The sequence below is a fragment of the Streptomyces sp. A5-4 genome (assembly GCF_051131715.1).
In the GTDB taxonomy this organism is placed as follows: Bacteria; Actinomycetota; Actinomycetes; order Streptomycetales; family Streptomycetaceae; genus Streptomyces.
In genome coordinates this window covers 341,071-363,985 of sequence record NZ_CP178591.1, presented here as the reverse complement: position 1 = coordinate 363,985, position 22,915 = coordinate 341,071, and the positions used below count along the sequence as shown (strand labels likewise).

At 70.3% G+C, this 22,915-nt stretch carries 20 protein-coding genes and 5 pseudogenes; 11 read left to right on the top strand and 14 right to left on the bottom strand.

What is annotated here, in order from left to right; genetic code table 11:
- Positions 1-79: 79 nt before the first annotated feature.
- From ACLLJJ_RS01800 to ACLLJJ_RS01780, 5 genes and pseudogenes are all read right to left on the bottom strand, one after another.
- Positions 80-988: pseudogene (locus tag ACLLJJ_RS01800) on the bottom strand (phospholipase D-like domain-containing protein); the annotation flags it as partial.
- On the bottom strand, positions 979-2,733 hold the full coding sequence (locus ACLLJJ_RS01795; RefSeq protein ID WP_434587476.1) for an IS1182 family transposase: 1,755 nt from the start codon (positions 2,731-2,733) through the stop codon (positions 979-981). The pseudogene ACLLJJ_RS01800 and the gene ACLLJJ_RS01795, both read right to left, overlap by 10 nt.
- A gap of 66 nt (positions 2,734-2,799) precedes the next feature.
- Positions 2,800-3,180 (bottom strand): annotated as a pseudogene (locus ACLLJJ_RS01790) (cardiolipin synthase B); the annotation flags it as partial.
- Positions 3,181-3,421: 241 nt separating this feature from the next.
- The gene (locus ACLLJJ_RS01785) at positions 3,422-3,664 is read right to left on the bottom strand and encodes a trypsin-like serine protease (RefSeq protein WP_434600271.1); all 243 of its coding nucleotides are present in this window, start codon (positions 3,662-3,664) and stop codon (positions 3,422-3,424) included.
- Positions 3,661-4,359: pseudogene (locus tag ACLLJJ_RS01780) on the bottom strand (S1 family peptidase). Before ACLLJJ_RS01780 ends, ACLLJJ_RS01785 begins: the two are co-directional and overlap by 4 nt.
- Before the next feature lie 267 nt (positions 4,360-4,626).
- Here ACLLJJ_RS01780 and ACLLJJ_RS01775 point away from each other — a divergent pair.
- Positions 4,627-4,833 carry a cold shock domain-containing protein gene (locus tag ACLLJJ_RS01775; protein WP_434587475.1) on the top strand — a complete coding sequence of 69 codons (207 nt, stop codon included), beginning with the start codon at positions 4,627-4,629 and terminating at the stop codon, positions 4,831-4,833.
- Positions 4,834-4,945: 112 nt separating this feature from the next.
- Here the strand turns inward: ACLLJJ_RS01775 and ACLLJJ_RS01770 are convergent, their stop codons facing one another.
- Entirely contained in the window at positions 4,946-5,278 is a 333-nt protein-coding gene (locus ACLLJJ_RS01770) for a DUF427 domain-containing protein (RefSeq protein WP_434587474.1), read from the bottom strand.
- Between the two features lie 320 nt (positions 5,279-5,598).
- On the bottom strand, positions 5,599-6,093 hold the full coding sequence (locus ACLLJJ_RS01765; protein ID WP_434587473.1) for a hypothetical protein: 495 nt from the start codon (positions 6,091-6,093) through the stop codon (positions 5,599-5,601).
- Positions 6,094-6,453: 360 nt separating this feature from the next.
- Between ACLLJJ_RS01765 and ACLLJJ_RS01760 the strand changes: the two genes are divergently transcribed.
- The 3 genes and pseudogenes from ACLLJJ_RS01760 to ACLLJJ_RS01750 form a co-directional block, all read left to right on the top strand.
- Positions 6,454-7,290 carry an endonuclease I family protein gene (locus tag ACLLJJ_RS01760; RefSeq protein WP_434587472.1) on the top strand — a complete coding sequence of 279 codons (837 nt, stop codon included), beginning with the start codon at positions 6,454-6,456 and terminating at the stop codon, positions 7,288-7,290.
- Between the two features lie 141 nt (positions 7,291-7,431).
- The gene (locus tag ACLLJJ_RS01755) at positions 7,432-7,656 is read left to right on the top strand and encodes a hypothetical protein (protein WP_434587471.1); all 225 of its coding nucleotides are present in this window, start codon (positions 7,432-7,434) and stop codon (positions 7,654-7,656) included.
- A 42-nt stretch (positions 7,657-7,698) separates the two neighbouring features.
- A pseudogene (locus ACLLJJ_RS01750) lies at positions 7,699-8,331 on the top strand (hypothetical protein); the annotation flags it as partial.
- A 32-nt stretch (positions 8,332-8,363) separates the two neighbouring features.
- Here the strand turns inward: ACLLJJ_RS01750 and ACLLJJ_RS01745 are convergent.
- The gene (locus ACLLJJ_RS01745; RefSeq protein ID WP_434587470.1) at positions 8,364-10,589 is read right to left on the bottom strand and encodes an FUSC family protein; all 2,226 of its coding nucleotides are present in this window, start codon (positions 10,587-10,589) and stop codon (positions 8,364-8,366) included.
- Between the two features lie 283 nt (positions 10,590-10,872).
- Here ACLLJJ_RS01745 and ACLLJJ_RS01740 point away from each other — a divergent pair, with 283 nt between their 5' ends.
- Positions 10,873-11,421, top strand: coding sequence for a DoxX family protein (locus ACLLJJ_RS01740; protein ID WP_434587469.1), 549 nt, complete (start codon positions 10,873-10,875; stop codon positions 11,419-11,421).
- Between the two features lie 9 nt (positions 11,422-11,430).
- Complete coding sequence (locus ACLLJJ_RS01735; RefSeq protein WP_434587468.1) at positions 11,431-11,730, top strand: hypothetical protein; 300 nt, start codon at positions 11,431-11,433, stop codon at positions 11,728-11,730.
- Between the two features lie 63 nt (positions 11,731-11,793).
- Here the strand turns inward: ACLLJJ_RS01735 and ACLLJJ_RS01730 are convergent, their stop codons facing one another.
- Both ACLLJJ_RS01730 and ACLLJJ_RS01725 read right to left on the bottom strand, forming a co-directional pair.
- On the bottom strand, positions 11,794-13,263 hold the full coding sequence (locus ACLLJJ_RS01730; protein ID WP_434587467.1) for a DUF6882 domain-containing protein: 1,470 nt from the start codon (positions 13,261-13,263) through the stop codon (positions 11,794-11,796).
- 144 nt (positions 13,264-13,407) lie between these two features.
- Positions 13,408-13,539: pseudogene (locus tag ACLLJJ_RS01725) on the bottom strand (D-2-hydroxyacid dehydrogenase family protein); the annotation flags it as partial.
- Positions 13,540-13,954: 415 nt separating this feature from the next.
- Between ACLLJJ_RS01725 and ACLLJJ_RS01720 the strand changes: the two are divergent.
- From ACLLJJ_RS01720 to ACLLJJ_RS01705, 4 genes are all read left to right on the top strand, one after another.
- Complete coding sequence (locus tag ACLLJJ_RS01720) at positions 13,955-14,500, top strand: hypothetical protein (RefSeq protein ID WP_434587466.1); 546 nt, start codon at positions 13,955-13,957, stop codon at positions 14,498-14,500.
- Positions 14,501-14,651: 151 nt separating this feature from the next.
- Entirely contained in the window at positions 14,652-15,575 is a 924-nt protein-coding gene (locus ACLLJJ_RS01715) for an NADP-dependent oxidoreductase (RefSeq protein ID WP_434587465.1), read from the top strand.
- A gap of 43 nt (positions 15,576-15,618) precedes the next feature.
- Positions 15,619-16,566, top strand: coding sequence for an AraC family transcriptional regulator (locus ACLLJJ_RS01710; protein ID WP_434587464.1), 948 nt, complete (start codon positions 15,619-15,621; stop codon positions 16,564-16,566).
- A gap of 151 nt (positions 16,567-16,717) precedes the next feature.
- Positions 16,718-16,858, top strand: coding sequence for a hypothetical protein (locus ACLLJJ_RS01705; protein ID WP_434587463.1), 141 nt, complete (start codon positions 16,718-16,720; stop codon positions 16,856-16,858).
- Positions 16,859-17,039: 181 nt separating this feature from the next.
- On the opposite strand, the gene ACLLJJ_RS01700 is transcribed toward ACLLJJ_RS01705, so the two are convergent.
- The 3 genes from ACLLJJ_RS01700 to ACLLJJ_RS01690 form a co-directional block, all read right to left on the bottom strand.
- On the bottom strand, positions 17,040-17,264 hold the full coding sequence (locus ACLLJJ_RS01700; RefSeq protein ID WP_434587462.1) for a hypothetical protein: 225 nt from the start codon (positions 17,262-17,264) through the stop codon (positions 17,040-17,042).
- A gap of 41 nt (positions 17,265-17,305) precedes the next feature.
- Positions 17,306-18,037: a DUF4232 domain-containing protein gene (locus ACLLJJ_RS01695; RefSeq protein ID WP_434587461.1), complete on the bottom strand. Its 732-nt coding sequence runs from the start codon at positions 18,035-18,037 to the stop codon at positions 17,306-17,308.
- Between the two features lie 136 nt (positions 18,038-18,173).
- Positions 18,174-20,909: a BTAD domain-containing putative transcriptional regulator gene (locus tag ACLLJJ_RS01690; RefSeq protein ID WP_434587460.1), complete on the bottom strand. Its 2,736-nt coding sequence runs from the start codon at positions 20,907-20,909 to the stop codon at positions 18,174-18,176.
- Between the two features lie 268 nt (positions 20,910-21,177).
- On the opposite strand from ACLLJJ_RS01690, the gene ACLLJJ_RS01685 reads away from it, so the two are divergent.
- On the top strand, positions 21,178-21,576 hold the full coding sequence (locus ACLLJJ_RS01685) for a hypothetical protein (protein ID WP_434587459.1): 399 nt from the start codon (positions 21,178-21,180) through the stop codon (positions 21,574-21,576).
- 61 nt (positions 21,577-21,637) lie between these two features.
- Here the strand turns inward: ACLLJJ_RS01685 and ACLLJJ_RS01680 are convergent, their stop codons facing one another.
- Entirely contained in the window at positions 21,638-22,828 is a 1,191-nt protein-coding gene (locus ACLLJJ_RS01680) for an FAD-dependent monooxygenase (RefSeq protein WP_434587458.1), read from the bottom strand.
- Between the last annotated feature and the right edge of the window lie 87 nt (positions 22,829-22,915).

Here is a 22,915-nt window from a genome sequence, read left to right as displayed (position 1 = left end):
CCGCCGCGGGCCGAGGCGGGTGCGGCCGGCCCGCCACGCGGCGGAGCCCCCGGTCACAGGAGCCGGCGATTTCCCCGGGTCACAGGAACCGGCGGATGGGGACGACGGCCGCCTCGCGGGCGCGCTGCACCAGTGAGCGCTTCTTCCAGCGCCCCGGCCGGATGAGCTCACTCGCCGCCCTGTCCTCCTCGAAATGTCCGTCGAGCGTCGCGGTGAACGCCACGTCCAGGACGGCGAGCATGACCTCCTCGTCGTGGTCGAGGGAGCGGCGGTTGAAGTTGGTCGAACCGACCAGCGCGGCGACATGGTCGACGGTGATGACCTTGGCGTGCATCATCGTCGGCTGGTACTGGAAGATCTTCACCCCGCAGGCGGTGAGTTCCTCGTAGAAGTTCTGGCCGGCCAACTGGCAGACCCGCTTGTCGGTGTGCGGGCCGGGCAGCAGGATCTCCACCTCGACCCCGCGCCGCGCGGCGGCGCAGAGGAGCTCGATGAAATAGGCGTCCGGCGCGAAGTAGGCCGTGGTCAGCCGGAATCGTTCCTCGGCCGACTCCAGCATCACCCGGATCAGTGTCTGCATGTCCTGCCAGCCGAAGCTGGCCGAGCCGCGTACCACCTGCACGACCGCACCGCCCTGCGGGCTGTGCGCGAGGAACCGGTCGCGGTCGTCGAAGAGTTCGTCGTGGCACTCGGCCCAGTTCTGGGCGAACGCGGCGGCGATTCCGTCAACAGCGGGGCCTCGGACCTCGACGTGGGTGTCACGCCACTCGTTCTCGTTGCGCGCGTTGCCGCACCACTCCTCGGCGATCCCCACACCGCCGGTGAACGCCACGTCCTCGTCCACGACGAGGACCTTGCGGTGGCAGCGGTGGTTCTGCTTGAACGGGGAGAGGTGCATCGGCTTACGGAACCAGGCCACCTGCACTCCCGCCTGGTCCATCGCTTTGAGCTGATCCGCGACTCTGCTGCCCAATTCGTTCAGGCGGAGAGTCGGTAGTTGAGTCGTTCGAGTCGGCTGTGGCGGGTGCGGTCGAGGGGGCCGGTGGTCCAGTGGGCGTCGAGTCGGATCACGTTGAGCGCGGTGGCGGAGAAGGCGTGTTGGAGGCGGACTTTCGGGAGGCCGCGGTAGCGGGCCCGGCGGATGCCTGTGACGTCGAGGGCTTGATTGATGGTGCCCTCGACGCCGGCCCGGAGGGCGTATTTGTTCTTCCAGGTGTCGGTCTTCTGCTCGGCGCGGGCTCTGGCGAGGTTCTCGTGGAGTTCCTCGGGCCGCAGGGTGAGCATGCGGCGCCCGGTCTGCGAGGTGGTGCACTGCTTCTGGAAGGGGCATTCCCGGCAGGTCAGGACGCTGAAGGTGATCACGATGGCGTCGGTGCCATGCTGTTTCACCGGGTTCCAGTGGGAGCTGGTCTTGCCGGCGGGGCAGCGGACCTGACGGGTCTTCCAGTTGATGGTGAAGGCGTTCTTGTCGAAGCCCTCGGCGGCCTTGGCCTGCGCGGAGCGGTCCAGGAGGACCGGAGTGACCATGCGGATACCCTGGCCCAGGGCCTTGGTGATCAGGTCCGCGGAGGGGTAGCCGGAGTCGAGGTAGTGCTCGGTCGGCTTCACCCCGTGCGCGGCGAGCTTGCGCTGGATCGGGGCAGTCGCCTTCACATCGGGCACGGTCGCGTCGGTGGTGTGCACATCGGTGATCAGATTCGGCATCACCCCAGCCGCTGCCTCCGCCCCAGCTACGGCGTCGGCGTCGGCGTCGGCGTCGGCGTCGGCGTCGGCGTCGGCGTCGGGGAGAGTGGAGCAGGTTTCCGTGAGGTGGATCTTGTAGCCCATCCAGAACAGGTCATCGCCCTTGGCTGCCCAGCGTGCGTCCGCGTCGTAGGGGGAGGCCAGGCGGAGTTGACCGGGCGGGACGCCGTCGTCGGCGTCCCGCTTCTTGATCACCTGCCGTCCCCGGCTGTCGCTGCGGATGATGTAGGTCTGAACGAGGACCTGCCGCAGCAGGTGCACGGCCTCGATCTGACGGATCCATACCGGGGCGTCATCGGCCCAGGCGGCCCGGCACAGGGCGAGGGCGTCCTGGCCGAAGACCTGGGCGAGGCGGTCGCGTTTCGTTTGCGAGGGCGGCATGCGCCAGCCGTCGACCCGCGGCCCGTACCGCTCGGCGAACTCCGTCACGTCGATCTGCCCGGCCAGCCAGAGGGGGGCCGCGACCGCGAGGGCCTCCAGGGCAGCGCGCACGCTCTCGCCGGCCAGCTCCAGGCGGTTCAAGTCCCGCACCGCGCTGATCACATGGGTGGAGTCGGTGCGCTGCTTGCCCCCGGCCGCCACCAGACCGGCGTCCTTGCAGTGCTCAAGGAGCCGGTCGAAGACCACCCGCTCCATGCCGTTGTCCGCGAGCCGGGCCCTGAACTTGCTGAGCACACTGGCATCGAAGCCGGTGTCGGTGAGCTCCGCCCCGAGCGCGTACTTCCAGTCGATGGCCCGCACCGCCATCGCCGCGGCCTGCCGATCGGTGAGGTCCTCGGCGAACTGCAACACCGTCACCAGCGACAACACCCCAGGCGACAGGCCCGGCGCCCCGCGCACCCCGAACGCCTCGACGAACGGCTCATCGGCGAAGACCTCCGCCAACTGGTCCCGCACCCGTATCGCCAGACTCCCCTTCGGGAACGCCGCCCGCGCCACCACCACGGTCTGCTCCGGGATCCCCGGGAGTCCCACCGGCCGCATCGACATCCGTACCGCCTCCACGGCCGCACGACGGAGAAGCGACCTCAGGAACGATCATCGCGGACCCGCCCTCACCCCCGCAGTGAATTGGGCAGCAGAGTCATCCGCCTCGATCAGCCGGCTGCCGAAGCCGTCGAGCAGCAGCCGCACCCGCACGCCCCTGAGCGCGCACTCGGCCAGCGCCTGGGCGAACTGGTGGGCGATGTCGCCCTTCCAGTAGACGAAGGTCATCATGTCCACCGTGTGTTCGGCGGAGCGGATGGCGTCGAGCATGGCCGCGAAGATCTCATCCCCGTTGCGCAGCGGAACGACGAGGTTGCCCTCGGTCGCGGCGATGCCTATCAGCCGCTCCAGGCGACGCCGTATCCGCGCGGCACGGTACTCAAGCAGGGCCGACGTGCCCGCCGCGGCGGCGGGCACGGACAGTTCCGGCGGATTCTGTGTACTGGTCATGACGTCACCCGGCCGGCATTCGGATAGAGGAAGAAGGTGCCACGGTTCCCGTCCGGCACGGGCTGACGCGGCCAGCAGACTCTACCCCCCGGTTCCGGAGCGCCCGCGGCGGCTCGGGACAGGCTGCCGACGGGTCCGTCACGGACGATGCGCAGGGAGCCCGTGAAGCGTTCGGGTCGCCGACGACCTGGCCGTGGCCGGCCGCCTCCCGGGCCCGCCGCGGCCTTCGCCCGCCTGCCCCTCAGGCTCTGGGCAGGTTCAGCCCGGAGGCGACTGCGCTGATACGGGTGTAGAGCGCGGTCGGGTATTCGGTCGTGCAGTATTTATTGCCGGTGGACACGATGCCGATCACTTTGCCGCCGACGATCAGCGGACCGCCCGAGTCGCCCTTGCGGATGCTGTCCTGGGTGCCGGAGGCGGGAATCGTGCACAGCTTGTCGACCGGGGAGTCGTGGGGCTGGGTGTACGGCTCGCAGCCCTTCAGGGGCGCCAGGGTGAGGCGGGCCGACTTGAGCCGGGTGCCGGGTGCCGGGTGCCGGGTGCCGGGTGCCGGGTGCCGGGTGCCGGGGGGGCGTCGGTCGAGGTGTAACCCCAGCCCAGAGCGGTCGCGCGCCTGCCGGAGGTGTAGAGCGCGTTGTCTTTCGGGCCCGCCACGGGGGTTGCCTTGTAGGGCATCGGCTTGGAGAGGGTCAGGACGGCCGCGTCATGGGTGAAGGTGCGCGCGTCGTACTCCGGGTGGATCGTGATCGAGGCGATGGCGCGGACCGTGCCCTTGCTGGTCCCCAGGTCGGTACGGCCGCCGATGACCAGCTAGTCGAGTGGGGCCCCGCCCTCGTCGTCCACACAGTGGGCGGCGGTGAGGACCTTGGTGGGAGCCACGAGAGACCCGCCGCAGACATGCTGCCCGTCGGAGGTTTCGATGGTCGTCATGAACGGGTTGGCGGCGGTGGTGGTGTTCTTCCCTCCCTGTACCGCGGTGGCCGGTGTGACGGTGGCCGCGAGGCCGGCCGCGGTGAGAACCGTGGCAGCGACTACGGCGGCCGTGGAGCGCCTGCTGGGTGTGAGCACAAGATTCCCCGTGAAAGTTCGCGCACGGCCTGCGGGCAGTGCGTCAACGCTGCTGATCACGACGCGCGGCGGCGGATCGCGGTTCCCGTCGATCGGCGCGGGGAAGGCCATGTGGCGGATACCGGGGACGACCGGCCAGCGCTGGTCAAAGCCCCCACGGGAAAGGCGACTTGGGGCGCCTTCCGCCCCGGGTTCGAGTGGCGCTGGTGTTGCGCCGGTCGTACACCGGTGGTGGGTTTACCGCATGGGAGTCCTGCTGCGGGGTCAGGTAATCCGGTACAGGTACACGCCGCTGCCCGGGCTTGAGCCGATGCACCGGATATATGCGGATGTGCATGCGGAGGCCACCGGTGGCGGGGAGCGAAGGGAGGATCCGTGGTGAGTGAGCGGTGCGAGGGCTTGGTGCAGTACTTCAATCGCGAGCAGGGCTACGGCTTCATCGTCCCGTTCGGCCGACGCGACCCCGTCTACGTCCGGCGGGAGGACATCGAGGGCGAGTGCCGCAGCCTTTCGGAGGAGCAGCATGTCTCCTTCACCCTGCAGCTGGCCGACGGCCGCTTCGAAGCCCGTCAGGTTCGCCCCTGAGGCCCCTGCTGGCCGCCCCCGATCGCGTCCGCGCGTTCCGGCGGCGCCCTGCCCGTAAGCCATGCCCGGACAGGGCGCGGCGGGGCCGCGCGGGGGAGTCTCCTGCCCCAGGTCAGGCCGTCGTGACGACCTCGGTGTCGTAGAAGCAGAAGTGGTCCTTGATCGCGGCGACTTCGTCCTTCGGCTCGGGGTACGCCCAGACCAGATCGGCCGCCCCGGCCACCGACCAGTACGAGGCGTCCCCCTTGAAGGGGCAGTGGGTGCGGGTGTCGGAGGCGGTGAGCAGCTCCGTGCGTACGTCCTCGGGCGGCAGGTAGTAGCGCGCCGGACAGCCCGTCTCGCGGAGCACCAGCGGGCTGCGGCTCTCCGCCAGAACCTGGCCGTCGCGCACGACACGTACCGGGGTGGTGCCTTCTTCGATGGTGATGCGGTGTCCATTCGTCATACCCAGTGCAGCGCTCGGAGGCGGCTGGTTCTTCCGGGCGGCCGGGAAACGTGGCCGCGCGGAGGAGAAAGCCGGTTGTGGGGGCTTTCCCTCGACGCGGGGCATGCGCAGCTCCATCGCCCGCCGTGGCCGCTCTCGCGCTGCGGGTCCGGGGCCGCCTGCACGCTCTGGTGACCCTTGAGGTCCAAGGCCACGTGCGACCGGTGTCCCACGCCCCGGCCGCCCTCTGCCGCACCGGAATACTCGATCTCGTCCGGTCTCCCTGCCGGTCTGACGATCGGGCCCTGTGCCGGCGCGTGGCCGGACGGCTCCGTCCCTTACTACCCGGCGGGGCGGGGCCTGGCCCGGTGCTTCTGCACGGCCAGGGCGACGAACATGGTCAGCGCGAAGAGCAGCGTGGGGATGGGCATGAGCCACAGGAGCGCCCACCAGACGCTCTTCGTCACCAGCCATGCGCTGTACGCCGAGAAGCCCAGCAGCCCGCCTCCGGCATTGATCATGACTTCGGTCGACACCCCGGAGTACCACTGCCCGAGCAGTGCGTAGGCGCCAGCGACCGTCCACATGGCCAAGGCGAAGGCGTAGAGGAACACGGAGTCCGGCAGGATCCACCCGTAGCCGAAGAGGCCGGCCAGGTATCCCACCCGGATCAGGTACCAGCCGTCGCCCAGGGGCGGCTTCTGTCTGCGGACCGGTGCGGTGCGGACGGCCTTGCGTTGCTTGGCCGCGAGGGACTGCCCGTAGTCGCAGGTCTGATTCACGACGAGGCGCCCGCAGGTGTGACGGCCCTGGTGCGCCAGTGGTTCGGTGGACATGCTGCGCTGTCCCTTCCTGTGCGATGCGCGCCTGCTGCCCGTCCGCCTCCTGCGGCAGGGACCGGCCGCGAGGTGTCAAACTGCCGCAGCGGACGGCGAGTTGGATGCTCCGGAAGACGGTGCCCGGCATCGCTCACACCTCGGTCACTCGCCGTTCACTTCGAAGCGTCCGGAGCCCTGCCCGTCCCGACGCGCGCCGGGACGGGCAGGGCTCCGAGTGTGCACACAACTGCTCCATTGTGTTCACCTCACTCGAACAGTGCGATGACAGGCTCCGGTTGACCACATCGACCGATGCCTCTGTGCCCGGCCAACACCCTTGGCCGACGCCAGTCGCATGCTGAAGCGGAGGACCCCCACATGCCGCGTTCACCTCAGCCTGTCCGCCGCCCGCTGCTGGCTGCCCTCGCCGCAGCCGTGGTGTTGGTGTCGACGGCCGCCACGGCCCCCGCCGCCACGCCCGCTCCCCACGCGCCCACGCTCACCACGGTGCAGCGGACGGCGGATGCCGATGACGACGCGTACTACCAGGCGGCCGAGGGCAAGACCGGGCCCGCGCTGAAGGCGGCGCTGCACACGATCATCGGCGAACAGTCGAAGCTCACCTACGACCAGGTGTGGGACGCGCTGAAAGCCACGGACGAGGACCCGGCCAACACGGCCAACGTGATCCTGCTCTACACCGGCCGCTCGCAGAGCAAGACCAGCAACGGCGGGGGAGCGGAGCAGTGGAACCGGGAGCATGTGTGGGCCAAGTCCCACGGTGACTTCGGCACCGCCACCGGTCCGGGCACCGACATCCACCACCTGCGCCCCGAAGACGTGTCGGTCAACTCCACCCGCGGCAACAAGGACTTCGACAACGGTGGCAGCGAGGTCGGCGAGGCCCCCGGCAACCGTACCGATGCCGATTCGTTCGAGCCCCGGGACGCGGTCAAAGGGGATGTGGCACGAATGATCCTCTATATGGCGGTACGTTACGACACGGGTGACGGGTTCGCCGACCTGGAGCCCAACGACCAGGTGAACAACGGCTCGAAGCCGTTCATCGGCCGTCTGAGCGTGCTCAAGCAGTGGAACCTGCAGGACCCGCCTGACGCCTTCGAGCAACGGCGCAATGAGCTGATATTCGACCGGTACCAGCACAACCGCAACCCGTTCATCGACCACCCCGAGTGGGCCGAAGCCATCTGGTGACGGGCCGCGGCCGGCTCTCGGTTCGGCCGGGCGGGACCAATATGAACGCAATTACGCGAGGGATCCGGATGCCATGCACCCGTGCATAGCATCTGACCCTCCGCGCGAAGCTCGCGCTTGGAGGTTGAAGGAGCGCAGCTCATGGGCGGATCACCGCACACCCGGCTCACGTTCGGCCGGCGCCGGTACGTCGCGGTGGCGGGCGGCCTGGCGGTGGTCCTCGCCGCGACCGTGACCGGTCCGGCGCAGGCGGCCGGCGCCGGACCCGCCGCCTGCCCGGAGAGTCTGACGGCCAAGGCGACGTGCTACTCGGGCCAGGACGCCAACGGCGCGTACTACAGCATCGCGATCCCCAAGGGCTGGTGACAGCGATGATGTCGTCCAGGTTGCGCTGCTGCGACGCGGTGCATTCCGGAGCGAACGCTGGAATCACATCTGCGGTTCGCGACCTTCACCTTCCGGGACATCGTCGACACCCGGCTCGGTGGCCGAAACCCCTTCAGCAACACGGGAGTTCGGTACGCGGGATCGCGCGACGACGCGGCGCTCAACGCGGGCGTGGCACGGTTCTCGGCGGACCCCTCGGTGGCCCGGGACCTGTCCTTCGACAGCGACCTCACCGGCAAGGTCTCCATCCCCGTCCTCACCCTGCACGCGATCGATGACCCGACCGCCTTCATCGAACATGAAGCCGCCTACGCCGATAGCCTGCGAGGCGCGGGCCGTGACCGGCACCTGGTGCGGACCTGTACCCGGGAGACCGAGCACAGTGGGCTGAGCGCCGCGGAGTACGCCAACTCCATCACCGCGCTGGACAAGTGGGCCCGTAGCGGGAAGAGGCCCACGTCGGCGGCGGTCGCGAACGGCTGCCCGCGCTTCGACGCCGAGTACGGGAGCGGCTGTTACTACGCGCCGGCCTACCGGTCCGCCCCCTATGCCTCCCGGGTCGAGCCGCGCCCCGGCGGACTCACCTGGCCGGCCATGACGGCCGGCGAGGAAAGGCAGTGGAGCCGCATTCCAGGGGTGGGCATCGCACTCTGACGGGGCACGCCGGGCGGGTCGGGCCTGAGGGGTCAGGCCCGCTTCGTCCCGGCGCGGTCGGTGACCGGTACGTCGAGGGGACGGGCGAGCCCCACCACGCCTTCGTCGAGACGCTGCAGATGCCGCAGTACGCGGAAGGTCACCGTGCCCGACGGCAACACACCGGACGCGTCGGCCTGCAGCGTCGAGGCGATGCTCGCACCGGACTCGACCTCACCCGCGGCGCTCTCGTCCTTGACGTGCGCGGCGAGCGCCTCGATATTGTGGGCGATGCGCCGCCCGGCCCGCTCCAGACGGGGGTCGGCCGCGACCGTCTTGCTGTGCGGCACGAGCTCGGCGGTCGCCGCCAGCGAACGCGCGTGATACGCGCACGTCTCCAGCAGCGCCACCAGATAGCGCACGGTCTGCCGACGGCCGCGCAGCGGAGAGATCGGGTGGGTCAACGGCTTGGTGGAGGCGCGTAGCTCGTCCAGCGCCGTGTCCAGATCCCGCGCCCGGCTCAGCAGATCGGACGCGGGCCCGCCACTGAGTTGCTCCACCGCCGCCGACGCGACGCCACCCAGCCGGTCCAGGACCGTGCCCAGCAGCTCGTCGGTGCGGCGATCGGTGTGCACCGGCAGCACCAGCACGGCAGCGATGATCCCGCACGCGGCGCCGAGCGCCGTCTCCTCGATGCGCAACACCAGCACGTCGAAGCTGTAGGAGTTCAGCAGGGTATACAGCAGGCCCAGCATCGCCGTGACGAAGAAGGACATGAGCGCGTACGACAGCGGAGCGGTGAAGAACATCCCGAAGATGAAGACCAGGACCAGTGTGAACGCGACCCAGGTGTGGTCACCGACGAGGCCCGCCAGCGCGACACCGGCGACCACGCCGAGGACCGTACCCAGGAGCCGGCGGTAGCCCTTGACCAGGATCTCGCCGGTGGAGGCCGTGTTGAGGAAGACCACCCAGCAGGTCAGGACCGCCCAGTACCAGCGCTGGGTGGAGAGCAGCTCACCGCCGATGATGGCCAGGACCGAGCCCACCGACACCTGGAACGCCGCCCTCGTGGTGAGGCGTTGCAGCCCGGTACGGTCCGCGTCCTCGGGCTCCTCCGGGGTGGCGAGCGCGATGTCCTCCGCGTCGAACTCCTCACGGGACCGGGTGGTCGCCGGTGAGTCGTCGGACTCGTCCTGGGGTCCGTCCAGCGCGAGCCGCAGGCCCAGGACGGAACGGGCCGCCTCACCGATACCGCGGAAGACGTCCTGGACGGCGCCGGACGCGGGCGGCAGCCCGTCCTCGTCCCGGTAGCCGAGCAGCCGGTTGCGCACATGGGCAACGGCCGTGCCCCTGTCGTCCGAGGAGGGGCGGACCACCAGCAGGTGCAGGGCCTTCAGATCGCGGCGCAGCGTGATGGTCGCGTCGTTCTCGGCAGGCCTCCAGTCGCCGGTGACGGGCACGGGCGCGTGCGGCAGGTGCAGCGTGAGGGTGTCCGCACGCTCGGCGCTGCGGGCGTTCAGCAGGAGCATGCCGAGCCGCTCCGTGGCGATCTCGGCGTCCGCGACCCGGCGCTGCAACAGGGCTGCCGTGGCCGCGTCGCGGGTGCCGTCCTCCAGGCGGCTCTGGATCATCAGAGCCGCCTCGTGCAGCCGGGCGGTCTGCCGTCGTACGTCGTCGAGCACCTTGTCCAACTGCTCGGGGCCGGCGTCGAGCAGTTGGATCTGGCCGGCCACCAGCTGGGCGACTCGCGCCCGGAAGGCGTCGCGCAGTCGCGTCAGGACGCGCTGGGGGGTCTCCGGTACGACGGCGAACCGCACCACGGCACTGGAGGCGAAGGCCACGGCCAGGGTCAGGTACAGCACGGGCAGGGCAGCGGTGGTGGCGCCGACGAAGAGGGAGAGGAAGTAGATCTGGAAACCGATCAGGCCCAGTGCGGTACCCCGGTCGCCGAACCGCCGGCTGTAGACGGCGCCGAAGATGAGGGCGACGAAGAAGATGTCACCGGCGACGACGCGGGTGTTGAGCAGCGCGCCCAGGGACATCGCGACGAGGGCGACCGGCAGGCCGAGCGCGAGCGTGATGGCCTGGCCGCGTACCTGCTTCTCCTTGATCGCGAAGGTGGAGACCATCGCGGTCATCGCACCGGCGACCATATGAGTGATGCCGGTGTCGAGTACGGCGAGGACAACCAGGGTCAGGGCGATCGCCGCGACCGTCCGCAGCCCCGCCATCAGCCGCAGCAGCCCCGGATCGGACGCCGCGAACCGATCCCACATTCGGGTCCCGCCCCGCCGTCCCACTGCCCTCACGCTGCTGTTTCTCCCGATCCCCGCTGTGATCCGCGTACGTCTCAGCATTGCACGGCAGGCAATTGGGCGACGACAGGCGGTCGGTGCCGGTCGCCTGCGCGCGTTCTCGCGTGGTCGCGGTCGGCTGTGCGTGACCACCATCGCCCGGTGTCGGCGTCGCGGGGGGCTCCGGTGTTGGCCCGCGCGTCCCGCTGCTGCGTCCGGTCCGAAGAGGGTGCGTGCCCGTCGCGAACCCGGGCATGCGCGGAGCATGGCAATTCTGAGGACAGTCGCCCGCCCCCTGCTCGCCTCCGTCTTTCTCTCCGGCGGACTGCGCACCCTGCGTGATCCGCACTCCGTGGTGTCCGAGGCCGCCCCGGTGGCCCTGCCCCTGGCGGAACACGTCCCGCAGTTGCCGGACGAGACCGTGCAGCTCGTACGGATCAACAGCGCCGTGCAGCTCGGCGCCGGCGCGCTGCTCGCGGTTGGCCGTTTCCCACGCGCGTCCGCGCTCGCACTGGCAGCCTCGCTCGTGCCGACAACCCTTGCGGGACATGCCTGGTGGAAGACGAAGGACCCCGAGGAGCGGGCCCGTCAGCGGGTGGAGTTCACCAAGAACCTGGCCCTGTTCGGCGGCTTGCTGATCGCCGCGGCGGACACCCACGGCAAGCCTTCGCTGGCCTACCGCTCACGCGCCGCGGCCACCGCCGGTCGGCGAAACGCGAGGAAGGCCGGGCACACGGTCGGCGCCACCGTCTCCGACAAGGCTCACGGCGTACGGTCAGCGGTCGACGCCGTACGCGATCGCCTCCCGGAGTAGGGTCCGGCCATGTCCGTCAACATACATATGTCGCTGCACATCGAGAACCTTTCGTCCCTCGACGAGGCGAACGCGGTGGAAACCGCCGTGGAGAAGGTCCTGCGGGATCACTCGATCGAGCACGAGGTACGGATTTTCGTGTTCCTGGACCCTCTGTGGGTCAAGGTCGCGACCGACGAGTGGCCGGTGAGCGTGCGCGGGTTCGGGGCGTGGAGCGCCATGTTCGAACACGACGTCACACACGCCGTGCGTGCCGTCGCACCCGCGGCGGCCTTCGATCTGGAGTGGGGCTACCCGGACAACGACTAGGCACTGCGCGACGCACGCGCGGCCGCGCTCCGTGCGCCGCCGCGCGTCACATGTGCGCGCTCCTCAGCGTCCGGGTGAGACCTGGGTGATGGTGCCGTCCGGGGCGAAGTGCACCCGCACCTCGTACATGCCCACCACACCGCTGATGAAGTCCGGCTGCCCGTAATGCCGCACCTGCAGGCCGATCCGCTCGAAGTACGACTGGGCCATGGACCTCATGGTCTCCGAGCGGGTCTCCTGCTCGACGAGACCTTGGAGCCAACTGGCGCCTCCCTGGATGTCCGCCGCCGCCGAGTCGAGGTCGATGACCTCTCCGGGGGCGACGCGTTCGTCGGTGACGGCCCAGAAGTCGTTGCCGATGGAGGTGAAGGCATGGCCGGCCACGGACGCGGCGGTCCGGGCCAGTGTCACCGCGACTGCCTCCCTCCGTGCGTACGGGGTCAGATCGAGCCGGTCACCGGCCGGTGTCAGCAGGGCCGCGGCGTCGGGAGTCGGCCCGGCGGCCTCCTGGAGCCGGTCGCGGATGTCCTGTGTTCCGGGCGACCAGCGGAACCACCCTTCCTCCGCGTCGAAGGATCCGAGGTGACGAGCTTTCAGGCCGCCGCCGGGGAAGAGGAGTTCACGCGTCTCCTGCTCCCGGCGTGGTGGCCGCCCGGCGCACTCCAGGTGTTCGTCGACGTACTCAGCCACGGCCCGCGTCCGCAGGACCGAGAATGCGATCTCCCGCGCGGCCACCGCCAGCAGCGAGCTGGGGAAGGTGCGGTGCGGTGCGTCCGGGGAGAGTCGCGCCCCTGTCAGCTCCTGCTCCGGAGCGGTGTCGGACGCGGGCGCGCCACCGTCCGCGCCACTGATCTCGACCCCGGAGACCTCCTCGCCGTCCAGCGTCACCAGCACATGGTCACCGTTCTGCAGCACCCCCTCCACCCGGCCGGGACCGTAGGACGGTTCGACGCCGTGCCGGGTGAACCAGCCCTGAACGGGCTTCAGGGCCGGGCCGGGAAGCAGCGCGGCGCCGTTGCGCAGCGCCGTGGTGAGGCGGGCGGTCCTGGGCTCAGCGCGCGGTACGGCCGGGTCGTCGACGGCCATGAACAGGCGGCCTCGCTCGTTGATGGCGCAGATCACGCCACCTCGGGCGTCGAGCAGCCCCATGCACGTCAACAGCAGGTGGTCGGCGGCCAGCCGGGGGTCGGGGAAGTGATTGAGGTCCGGCATGGGCTCGGTCAGCTCCGGCACTCCGGCCCGCTCGCCCAGCTCGCGCAGCTCCAGGGAACGTGCCCCCGCGGCGGTGTCCCGGTATCCCTCGTTGGCCCACGCCCACATCCATGTGCCGTCCACGGCGTAGGTGCCCAGGACGTGAGCGCGCAGAGTGATCCCCGAGCGGGTCACGGACGGCTCGTCCAGTTTGAAGGAGACCACACCGCCGGGGACCAGTGCGTCGAAGAGGCTGATCTGCTCGCAGGCCCAGGCGAGGTCCGGTCGGGCGAGCGTGACGAACTGGCTGCTGAAGGTGGTCATGAGAGGCTTTCCGGTCATCGGGACGCTCCACGCGTACGCGGAGCGGGCATGCGTACGCTCTCATGACTGCGCCCGGCCACCTCGCGGTGTTCCCGCCCCGGCGGCCGACCCGGCCCGCAGCCCGCAGCGAATCACCCACCAGCGGCCCCCGGAGGGAGCCGGTCAGCCCAGGCGGCGTACGGGCGCGCCGGACAGGAACGCCTCGATGTTCTCCACGGCCGGACCGTAGTACGTCCGGTGGTTCTCCCGGGACACGTAGCCGAGGTGCGGGGTGGCCAGCAGCCTGGCTGCGGGGCCCCGCCGCGGGCGCGCCGCCACCTTGAGGGAGGCGCGTCGCCACCTGGACGCGGCCCGCGCCTGCCTGGACGGTGTCGCGCTCGATCCGTGCGCGGCGCGGGACCTCCGGGCGCTGTTCACCTTCCTGCTCCACCGCACGGTGTGAGCTCCCGCTCGGCCGCGCCGTGGAGCAGGGCGCCGCGCCTCAGGGGCGCGGTGTCGTCCACTCCTGTGAGAGGGGCGGCGGCGCCGGACCGGAGGTAGTGCGGCAGTGGGTGCGTCCGGAGGGTGAGCGGTACGTACGTCGTCCGGAAGGCCGACATCGCCTCCGCCGCTCGGCGGGTGATGTCGGCGCGGTGTCACCCTGGAGGCCCCCCGGCTTTCGGTCGCCGGACCGATGGAGCGAGCCCTGCGGAGCGCGAAACTGATCCGTATGAGCGATCGAGCAACACCCGCGACGGCCAACTCCGTCTCCGATGCGCCACGTTGGGCCGTCCGGGCCGCTCATGCGACCGCGCTGGTCGTCCTGCCCAGCGGGCTGTGGCGGATCACCATGGTCCTCGGACATTCCGCCGGATACACCGATGAGGGCTTCGTGTCCCTGGAGACTCCCGGCGCGAAGCTCTGGATGCTGGCGCTGAGCGTGGTCACCGAGCTGCTGGCACTCTTGACCATCGGCCTGGTGCGGCCGTGGGGCACGGTGCTGCCGGGCTGGATTCCGCTGTTCGGCGGGCGAGCCCCGCGCCCGATGGCCGTTGTTGTGCCGGCCGCGCTCGGCGCCCTGGTTCTGACGCTGTTGTGGACCCCGTTCCTGTGGTGGTGGTCGTTCCCCCACAGCGACCTGACGGGGACCGGATACCTGGTTGTCGGCCTCATCTACCAACCGCTTGTCCTCTGGGGCCCCCTGCTCGCGGCGGTCACCGTCTCCTACTACCGCCGCCATGTGGCGCACGGCCGCGCGGCCTCGTACGCCCCGTAGTCGTATAGCCGAGAACCCCAAGCTGCGAGACGCTGAGACATGTAAGTGAGACGGAAGGCTATTCTCCGGCTCGTTCGATCTCTCTAGAGTGAAAACACCAAGCAGGACACCAGGCCGGACATCAGCCGGCCGCACCTTAGGGAGATCCACCGTGCGCGCAATGATCCAGAAGTCCTTCGGCGGCCCCGAGGTCCTTGAACTCGTGAACAGTGAACGGCCGAAGCCGCTGGCCGGCGAGGTCCTCGTCAAGGTCCGTGCCAGTGCGATCAATCCAGTGGACGTGGCCGTCAGGTCGGGCGCCTTCCCGCTGCTCGGCGAGCCGCCGTTCGGCGTGGGATGGGACATCTCCGGGGTGGTCGAAGAGGTCGGCCCCGGCGCCGGGTTCGCGGTGGGTGACGAGGTCTACGGAATGCCGTTCTTCCCCCGCGCCGCCACCGGATACGCCGAGTACGTCGCCGCCCCGTCGAGCCAACTGGCGCGCAAGCCCGCTTCACTCGACCACGTGCACGCTGCCGCCGTCCCCCTCGCGGCGCTCACGGCCTGGCAGGGACTGGTCGGGGCGGCAGACGTCAAGGAGGGCGACCGGGTGCTGATCCAGCGGGCGGCCGGTGGCGTCGGCCACTTCGCGGTCCAGATCGCGAAGGCGCGTGGCGCCCATGTGATCGCCATTGCCAGTGAGGCCCGGCGCGACTTCGTCACCGGCCTCGGCGCCGACGAGATCATCGACTACCGGACCACCGACTTCACCGAGGCCGTCAAGGGCGTCGACGTGGTCCTCGACTCCACGGCGCAGGGCGATCTCTCGCTCGGCGTGCTGCGCCCCGGCGGCGTACTCATCACCATCCTGGAGCACGGCGACGAAGAGCTCGCAGCCCGCGTCGAGGCGGCCGGCCGGCGCTTCGCCGGTATCTTGGTCGAGCCGGACCAGCGCGCACTCGAAGCCATCGCCGAGCTGATCGACGCGGGCCGGATCCGCCCGTACGTCGAGCGGACCTTCCCGCTGGAGGAAGTCGGCAAGGCCCACGACCTGGTCGGTGCGGGACACGTACAGGGCAAGATTGTCCTGACGGTCTGAACGGTCCGACCGTGACCGATCACTCCAGGGAGGGCGAGGCCCGATGGACATCCTGACCGAGGCGCTGGCTTCCATGCGCACCGGGCACCCCGCGTCCGTACGGACCAACGGCCGCGCCCCCTGGGGGCTGCGGCTGCCCCCGGTCGCGGGCGCCGGATTCCACGTGGTGCTGTACGGCACCTGCTGGCTGGTCCCGCTGCGCGATTCCACGGATCCCACCCCGCCGCTGAAGCCGATCCCGCTCAGCCCAGGCGATGTCGTCTTCCTGCGCGACGGGCGGGGTCACATCCTCGCCGACCACCCCTCCACCCCGACGGAGGAGCCCAAGAGGGAACAGTTTCAAGGTGGTTCACCGATCGGTTCGCTCACCATCGGCGGTGACGGCCCCGAGACCAGCCTGCTGTGCGGCAATTACCATCTGGACCAGGGGCGGCCCCACCCCTTGGTACGCCAGCTCCCCGAAGTGATCCACCTGTCGACGCGGCACGGTCGCCATCCCGAGCTGAGCGCCGCCGTCCAACTCCTCGGCTCCGAGCTGGAGAACCCGCGCATCGGCTCGGACGGCATCGTGCCCACCCTGATCGACTCGCTGCTCCTCTACATCCTGCGGGCCTGGCTGGACGACCAGCCCCCGGCCGCCGCCCAGGGATGGGCGGCGGCCCTGGGGGACTCGGCGGTGGCGCCCGCGCTGTCGGCCATCCACGATGCCCCGGCCGCCCAGTGGACGGTCGAATCCCTGGCCGAGCGGGCCGGGCTCTCCCGCGCCGCCTTCGCCCGGCGGTTCGCCGCGCTGGTCGGCGAACCGCCGATGGCCTATCTGACCCGCTGGCGCATGACCACCGCCGCCCGACTGCTGCGCGAGACCGACGCGCCGCTGACGACAGTCGCCGCGCGCACGGGGTACGGCTCGGAGTTCGCCTTCGCCAAAGCATTCAAGCGGGAGTACGGTCTGGCGCCCGGGGGCTACCGGCGCCAGACCGGAGCGGCCTAGCGAGAGTCCGACTGCCCGGTCCGATCCCGCAGCAGGCCGACCGGCTCCGTATGCGTGGGGGGCGGTGGCTCGCGGGGCTCCTCGTGTCCGTCTCGCCATGATCTTCCGCTTCCGCCGCCCCGCCCCTTCATGTGGTTACGGTTGTACGTAGGTGTTACGGGCTATCACCACCGGAGCCCAGGTCGAGGCGGACGTCCCGACCGCGACCAAGATGCTCCGCGAGGGCCTCAAAGGATGGCTGGGCGACCTGAAGGCCACCGCCGAAGCCCGCGCCGGCCACCTGCGGCACTGAACCACGCACCAGGCCCGGGATCCAGCTCCACCAGGCCACTGGAAACGTCCGGCAGCCGCAGCAAGTCCGCTGTCAGCGCGTCGATGTTCGGTTCCGCCGACGTCCGCTTCATGTTCACAGCCGCACTCTGGCGGCGGCCCGGTCACCGATGCGGCTGCCGGGCCTCGCATGCGTGGATGGATCAACCGCTCTTCGAAGAGAGCCGGTGCGGGCGGCGGTTGGCGTATCGGCGCCGCAACCACTCGCAGGCCTCACCCAGAGCCACGAAGAACGCGGCCGACGCGGCGCAGCCCAGCAGACTCGCGGTCCGGTCACCGGCATGGCCCAGTCCGAACAGTGCGGCTGTGACCAGCGCCCACCACGCCACCACGGACCGGGTTTCCGACCACCATCGAGTCGCGTTCACCGCGCCAGCGTACGGCTGTCGACGACGCCCTGGGGAACCGATCAGAAGTTGTACGGCTTGGCCGTGTTCCAGTTCAATACGTCGGCGTTGGACCAGGTGAACTCCGAGGGCGCTCCCGTGGCGCCGAAGGCGTCCTGCTCGGTGCCCGGACCGGTGTCGCCGGTCCGGTCGCGCATCGCGAGCGACAGAGCCACCGATGTGTGGGACTTCGCGCTGTCGGTGAAGAGGTTCACTGCGGAGTAGACCCTGCCGCCGGGCCTGATCGTGGTGCGTGTGCTGCCGCCCGGGGCGTCCTTGGCCGAGTGGTGCACGACGTCCGAGGTGTCCCCGAGGATGACCGACGGATACGAAGTGACCCAGCAGGGCTTGCTGTCGTCGTTGCGCGCGGTGATCAGCAGATGCTCGCCCTGCTGCCGAACGAAGCGGTGCAGCACGGTGTACGACATCTCGTCGCCGTTGCACGGACGGACACCTGTCGAACCGACGGTGGAGTCCCCGCCGGAACTGGTGACGGTGCCCCTGGCCGAGCCGGTCTTGGGCGTGCCCTTCTCGACGGACGGCAGGGGAGGCTCCGCCGCCGTTTCGGCGCCCGCCCGCACCGTCGTCTCCGAGCCCCTTGAACTGTTGGCGTTCCCAACGCCGTTGCTCACTCCGTCCCTCGCGCCGCTGCTTTCGTCGGCCGCGCCGTCGGACCCGCCGCACGCGGTCAGGGTCAGGGTCAGCGCGGCAGTGGTGGCGGCCAGGGCGGCGGTGCGCATTCGGGACGTAGGCATGGCTGAGTTTCCCCCGTGGGGTGGTGCGTGGAGCGCGGGCGTGGCCCCGCGGTGGACACCAGCTTGGCCGGACCCGCTGGCGTCTCGCTCACGCGCCGCTGATGTCGCGCTGACGTCACGGTCCGCGCCGGTCCGGTCACGTCTCGGCGGTGAGCCGCACCATCGCCGTGTCGTACCGTGCCCGCAGCGCCACATCCGCCGACACCCGCAACAGAGCGCCCAGTGCCCGCACCACACCCGAGTCGTAGCCGAGCGACTCCGCCTCGCGCGCCGCGCCTTCCAACCGCCGGATGCCCTCGGCCTCGTCGCCCATCCCCAGCAGCGCCTCGCCGCACGTCGTCAGCAACAGCACCCGCGACGCCGTCGGGGCGTCCGATGAGCTGTCGAGCGCGAGTGCGGCGATGGCCGTGTCGAGGGCGGGCTGCCACTGCCTGGTGGCCAGCCGGTGACGGGCGAGGTGGTGCAGGGCCAGCCGCTCGGTGTGCCGGTCGCCGGCGCCACGGGCCAGTTGAGCCGCCTGTACGCACCCTTCGGCCGCCTCCTCCTGGCCACCGAGTGCCGCTTGGGCCAGCGAGAGGTTGATCAGCGCCGTCGCCTCGCCGCGCGGATCGCCCGCTCTGGCGGCGAGCGCGGGGGCGGCCTCCAGATGGACCAGCGCCTCACGGGTGTGGCCCTCCTCGGTCAGTACCCATCCGAGCAGGGCCAGGACCCGAGACTCGGCGCGGGTATCGCCATCGGCCCGCGCCGCCTCAAGTGCCGTCTGCAGCAGGGGAGTCCAACCGTCGAGGACCCGCCACACCATCTGCGGCCACAGCGCCAGGATGATCCGCCAGGTTCTGCTGTGCAGCCCGGCGGTGTGGGCCGCGGCCGCTGCCAGCGTCAGGTCGTCGCGTTCGGCCGCGTACCAGGCCATGGCCTGGGCGCGGTCCGAGAATGTCCTGATCGCCCGGGGCGGACGGAAGTCGGCGGGAAGCTCGAAGCACGACTCGTCGCCGGGCTCGACCGCGTCGACCGCGGCCAGGGCGGTGGCCACCGTGTGGTCGAGTACCCGGACGAAGGCGTCGGGTTCGGCGTTCAGGCCACGCGCGTACAGCCGTACGAGATCGTGCAGCGTCCAGCGGCCCGCCGTGGTCCGGTTGACGAGGTGGGCAGCGGTCAGCCTTTCCAGTGCGGCCTCGGCGGTGGCGGGGTCGGTGCCGGCCAGGGCCGCCGCCGTATACCGGTCGACGTGCGTGCCGGGGTGGCGGCCGAGATGCGCGAAGTGGTGTGCGGCGTCCTCGGGCAGTCGGCGCACAGTGAGCCCAAGGGCTGCGCGTACACCGGTGTCCTCCACGTCCAGGAGGCTCAAACGGCGTGATTCGTCGGACAGTTCGGCGCTCATGGCGCTCAGCGGCCAGTCCGGCTGATCCGCCAGCCTGGCGGCGGCCACCCGTAGCGCGAGGGGCAGTCCGCCGCACAGCTCGGCCAGCCGACGGGCGGCCACCGCCTCCGCGAGCACCCGCTCCTTGCCGAGCACCGCGGCGAGCAGGGCGGTGCCGTCCTCCGGTTCGAGTACGTCCACGGGGACGGGACGGGCGGCGTCGGAGGCGATCAGGCCGCCCAGCCGGTACCGGCTGGTGACCACGGTGACGCACCGGACGCCGCCCGGCAGGAGTTCTCTGACCTGCTCGGAGCCCCGCACGTTGTCGAGTACGACAAGGAGCTGACGGTCGGCGGCCAGGGACCGGAACAACGCGGACGCGCCGTTCGCCGACTCCGGGATCCGGCGCGGCGCGACACCCAGCGCGAGCAGGAACTCCCGCAGCACCTCGACGAGGGTCGGCTCTCCCGTATCACTGAAGCCCCGCAGGTCGGCGTAGAGCAGACCGCCGGGAAATCCGGCGCGATTGCGGTGTGCCCAGTGCACCACCAGGGCGGTCTTGCCCACTCCCGCAGGCCCGGTGACCAGGCAGACGGGCGCTTCGCCGGCGGCGGCGCGGGACAGCGCGGTGAGTTCGCTGACGCGGCCGTGGAAGCCGCGCGGGATACGCGGCAGCAGGTCGACCGTGCCGGGGAAGGGAGAGCTCGGCGGCCCGTGCACCGGTACGGGCACGAGCCCCGGGGCCGATACCCGGGTCTCCTGAGCTTCATCACCCTCCCCGCGCAGCGCCACGGCGTAGGCGTCGGCCAGCTCCCGGCCCGGGTCGACGCCCAGTTCGTCGGCGAGCAGCCGCCGGGTGCGATGGAACCAGCCGAGTGCCTCCGAACGGCGTCCCGCCCGCTGAAGCGCCGTGATGAGAGCGGCGGACAGCGACTCGCGCAGCGGCTGGACATCGGCCTCCGCGCGCAGCACGGCAGCGGCGCGGGCGTGCTCACCCAGCCGCGCGTAGCCCGCGGCCAGCGATTCGACGGAGGCCAGCCGCAGCTCCTCCAGCGCGTGCGCGGCGGCCTGCAGTGGCGGACTCGGATATACGCCGGTCAGCGCGGGCCCCTGCCACAGAGACAGCGCCTCCTGATACATCGCCACGGCGTCGGCCGGCGCACGCTGACCGCGGGCCAGCGTCACCCACTCCTCGAAACGGTGCGCGTCCAGCAGGCTCTCGGGCATCCGCAGGACGTATGCCGTGCCCTGGGTGGCCAGTTCGACTCCGTGCATCTCGGCGTCCGCTTCGGCGAGCAGGCCCCTCAGTCGCGAGACATGTCCCTGAATGACGCCGCGGGCCCGCGGCGGCGGCTCGTGATCCCACAGGGTGGCCATCAGCTGACCGACGGGGACGGGGCGATTGGGCCTCAGCAGCAGAGCGGCGAGCAGGCTGCGCCGCTTGGCGGGACCGAGTGGCAGTTCGCCGGCTCGGGTGGCGACGGAAACGGCTCCGAGCAGCCGGAACTCCACTGACGCAACTCCTTCTGGGGAAAGAGCCAGATTATCGGAGGTGCGGGTGAAACAAACGCGGGAAGGTCGGCTGCCGCCGTGCCTGCCGTACTGCCTGCCGTGTCTTGTTCGCCGGACAGCGTGACGCAGTGACGCAACCAAGGATATTTCTGTGCATTCTTCGATGCGGTGCCTTGACGCACCACCAGGTGACGAATGCTCCGTTTCGTCCCTGGGGAGGCGAGAAATGATGGGGTAGTCCGCCTCGCGGCAAGGCCAGAGAGAATGCTTGAGCGAGCTCATCATGCGTGGCATTGGCAAGAAGATCATGGCAGGGATCGCGACATCGACTGCGGCGATCGGCTGCGTCATCGCCACGGGGCCGCCTGCGGCGCCTGCGGGTAAGTGGTGCAACAACTATGTATGTATCGAGACTCACGACAACGGCACGTACCTCGGCAGGGTCGAGGTGTCGGTCGCCCATATCAATCAGGCGAACCGCATCAGCGCCCGCGCGTGGACGACCAATGGCTGGAGTGCCAACACCAAGGTCGAGGACGTCGCCGCGTCCAGGACGTACCGGGACCGGCCTATCCCCAGCTCCTTCCCGGCCGGCACCCGGCTCTGCGCGGAGGGCTTCCGCGGTGGCCAGAGTGTGGGCCTCCCCTGCGTCACACTGACCAGCTGAGCTGAGCGGCCCGGCCGGATTCCCGGGCCGACACGATCGGCCCCGGTGGTGATCTCCCTGGTCAGTTGCTGAGCTCGCTCACCTCGGACCGGTAGTCGGGCAGGGGGATACTGCTGACCTTCCGGCTTTCCTTGAGGATCCAGTTCATGAGGGGACGCTTGCTCAGCAGGGTGTTGCGGAAGCCGAGGCCGAACGCGCTGGCGGGGGCGATGAGCTTCCCGGAGCTGTCGCCACCCTTCTGGCAGCTGAGGGCGTAGCCGCGCATCCTGTTCTCGTACCGGGCGAAGCCCGCACGGTGATCGTCGCCCGCCAGCGCGAGTTCGCCTGCCAGAATGTAGGCGCCGACGATGGCGGTTCCGGAGCCCATGCCGCCGAGGGCCGCGCCGCAGGCGGCGTCCCCGACGAGCCCGATCCGCCCGGTGGACCAGGCGTCGACGTCCGCCCGGTCGATCGAGTCGAAGAACACCGAGGGGGCCTGCCGGAGCGATTCGAGAAGCCGCGGCACCTCCCAGCCGAGCCCGGCGTAGGCTTTGGCGATGAGGGCCTTCTTCTGCTCCTGGTCATGGCGGTCGTACGCGAGTTGCGGGGCGGCGAAGATGAAGAAGGTGTTCGCCTTCGAGCTGTCCCGGTGGTCGCGGCCGACAGCGGCGAGCAGGCCCGGCCTGTTGTACCCGACCGAGTCCGGTCCGAGCCCCAGGTAGTTGGGCAGCTGCCAGATGGCGGCGTAGTAACCGAGATGGCGGACGTACTTCTCCTCGGGGCCGAAGGCGAGTCGGCGCACGTTGGAGTGGAGGCCGTCCGCGCCGATCACGAGGTCGAACTCCCGCGGCGCGCTGTTGCGGAAGTCGACCTGTACACCCTCGGCGGTCTCGGTGAGGCTGGTGATCGAGTCGCCGAAGATGTACTCCGTGTGCGGGAGGCTGTGTTCGTGGAGCACCGTCGCAAGGTCTCCGCGGAGTATCTCCAGTTCACCACCGGCGAGTTCGGCGGGGAAGCGCAGCAGGTGACGGCCGTGCTCGTCGACGAAACGAATCGGGCTGCCGCCGGTCTGCTGCTGACGGATCTTCGCGAGTACGCCCATGTGGTCAAGGGCGGTGAGGTGGGTCTCGCCGCGGAAGTCGACGGGCTGGCCGCCGCCTCGCAGGGTCGGGGCCAACTCGACCACCGTGCGGTGGAATCCGTAGCGGCCGAGCCAGTAGGCCAGTGCCGGACCCGCGATGCTGGCCCCGGATATAAGGACGTTCTTGGTCATGGAACTGCTCCCCGTAAAACCGTGTCCGGTGGACACCAATTATTAGTGTGTACGGTAGACACAGTTGTGGCGCCGTGCAAGACCGGG

What these genes read in the sequence shown, in the direction of transcription:
- ACLLJJ_RS01795 (WP_434587476.1), bottom strand. Translation starts at nt 2,733, where the DNA reads ATGTCGATGCGGCCGGTGGGACTCCCGGGGATCCCGGAGCAGACCGTG.
- ACLLJJ_RS01770 (WP_434587474.1), bottom strand. Translation starts at nt 5,278, where the DNA reads ATGACGAATGGACACCGCATCACCATCGAAGAAGGCACCACCCCGGTA.
- ACLLJJ_RS01765 (WP_434587473.1), bottom strand. Translation starts at nt 6,093, where the DNA reads ATGTCCACCGAACCACTGGCGCACCAGGGCCGTCACACCTGCGGGCGC.
- ACLLJJ_RS01760 (WP_434587472.1), top strand. Translation starts at nt 6,454, where the DNA reads ATGCCGCGTTCACCTCAGCCTGTCCGCCGCCCGCTGCTGGCTGCCCTC.
- ACLLJJ_RS01755 (WP_434587471.1), top strand. Translation starts at nt 7,432, where the DNA reads ATGGGCGGATCACCGCACACCCGGCTCACGTTCGGCCGGCGCCGGTAC.
- ACLLJJ_RS01745 (WP_434587470.1), bottom strand. Translation starts at nt 10,589, where the DNA reads ATGTGGGATCGGTTCGCGGCGTCCGATCCGGGGCTGCTGCGGCTGATG.
- ACLLJJ_RS01740 (WP_434587469.1), top strand. Translation starts at nt 10,873, where the DNA reads ATGGCAATTCTGAGGACAGTCGCCCGCCCCCTGCTCGCCTCCGTCTTT.
- ACLLJJ_RS01735 (WP_434587468.1), top strand. Translation starts at nt 11,431, where the DNA reads ATGTCCGTCAACATACATATGTCGCTGCACATCGAGAACCTTTCGTCC.
- ACLLJJ_RS01730 (WP_434587467.1), bottom strand. Translation starts at nt 13,263, where the DNA reads ATGACCGGAAAGCCTCTCATGACCACCTTCAGCAGCCAGTTCGTCACG.
- ACLLJJ_RS01720 (WP_434587466.1), top strand. Translation starts at nt 13,955, where the DNA reads ATGAGCGATCGAGCAACACCCGCGACGGCCAACTCCGTCTCCGATGCG.
- ACLLJJ_RS01710 (WP_434587464.1), top strand. Translation starts at nt 15,619, where the DNA reads ATGGACATCCTGACCGAGGCGCTGGCTTCCATGCGCACCGGGCACCCC.
- ACLLJJ_RS01695 (WP_434587461.1), bottom strand. Translation starts at nt 18,037, where the DNA reads ATGCCTACGTCCCGAATGCGCACCGCCGCCCTGGCCGCCACCACTGCC.
- ACLLJJ_RS01680 (WP_434587458.1), bottom strand. Translation starts at nt 22,828, where the DNA reads ATGACCAAGAACGTCCTTATATCCGGGGCCAGCATCGCGGGTCCGGCA.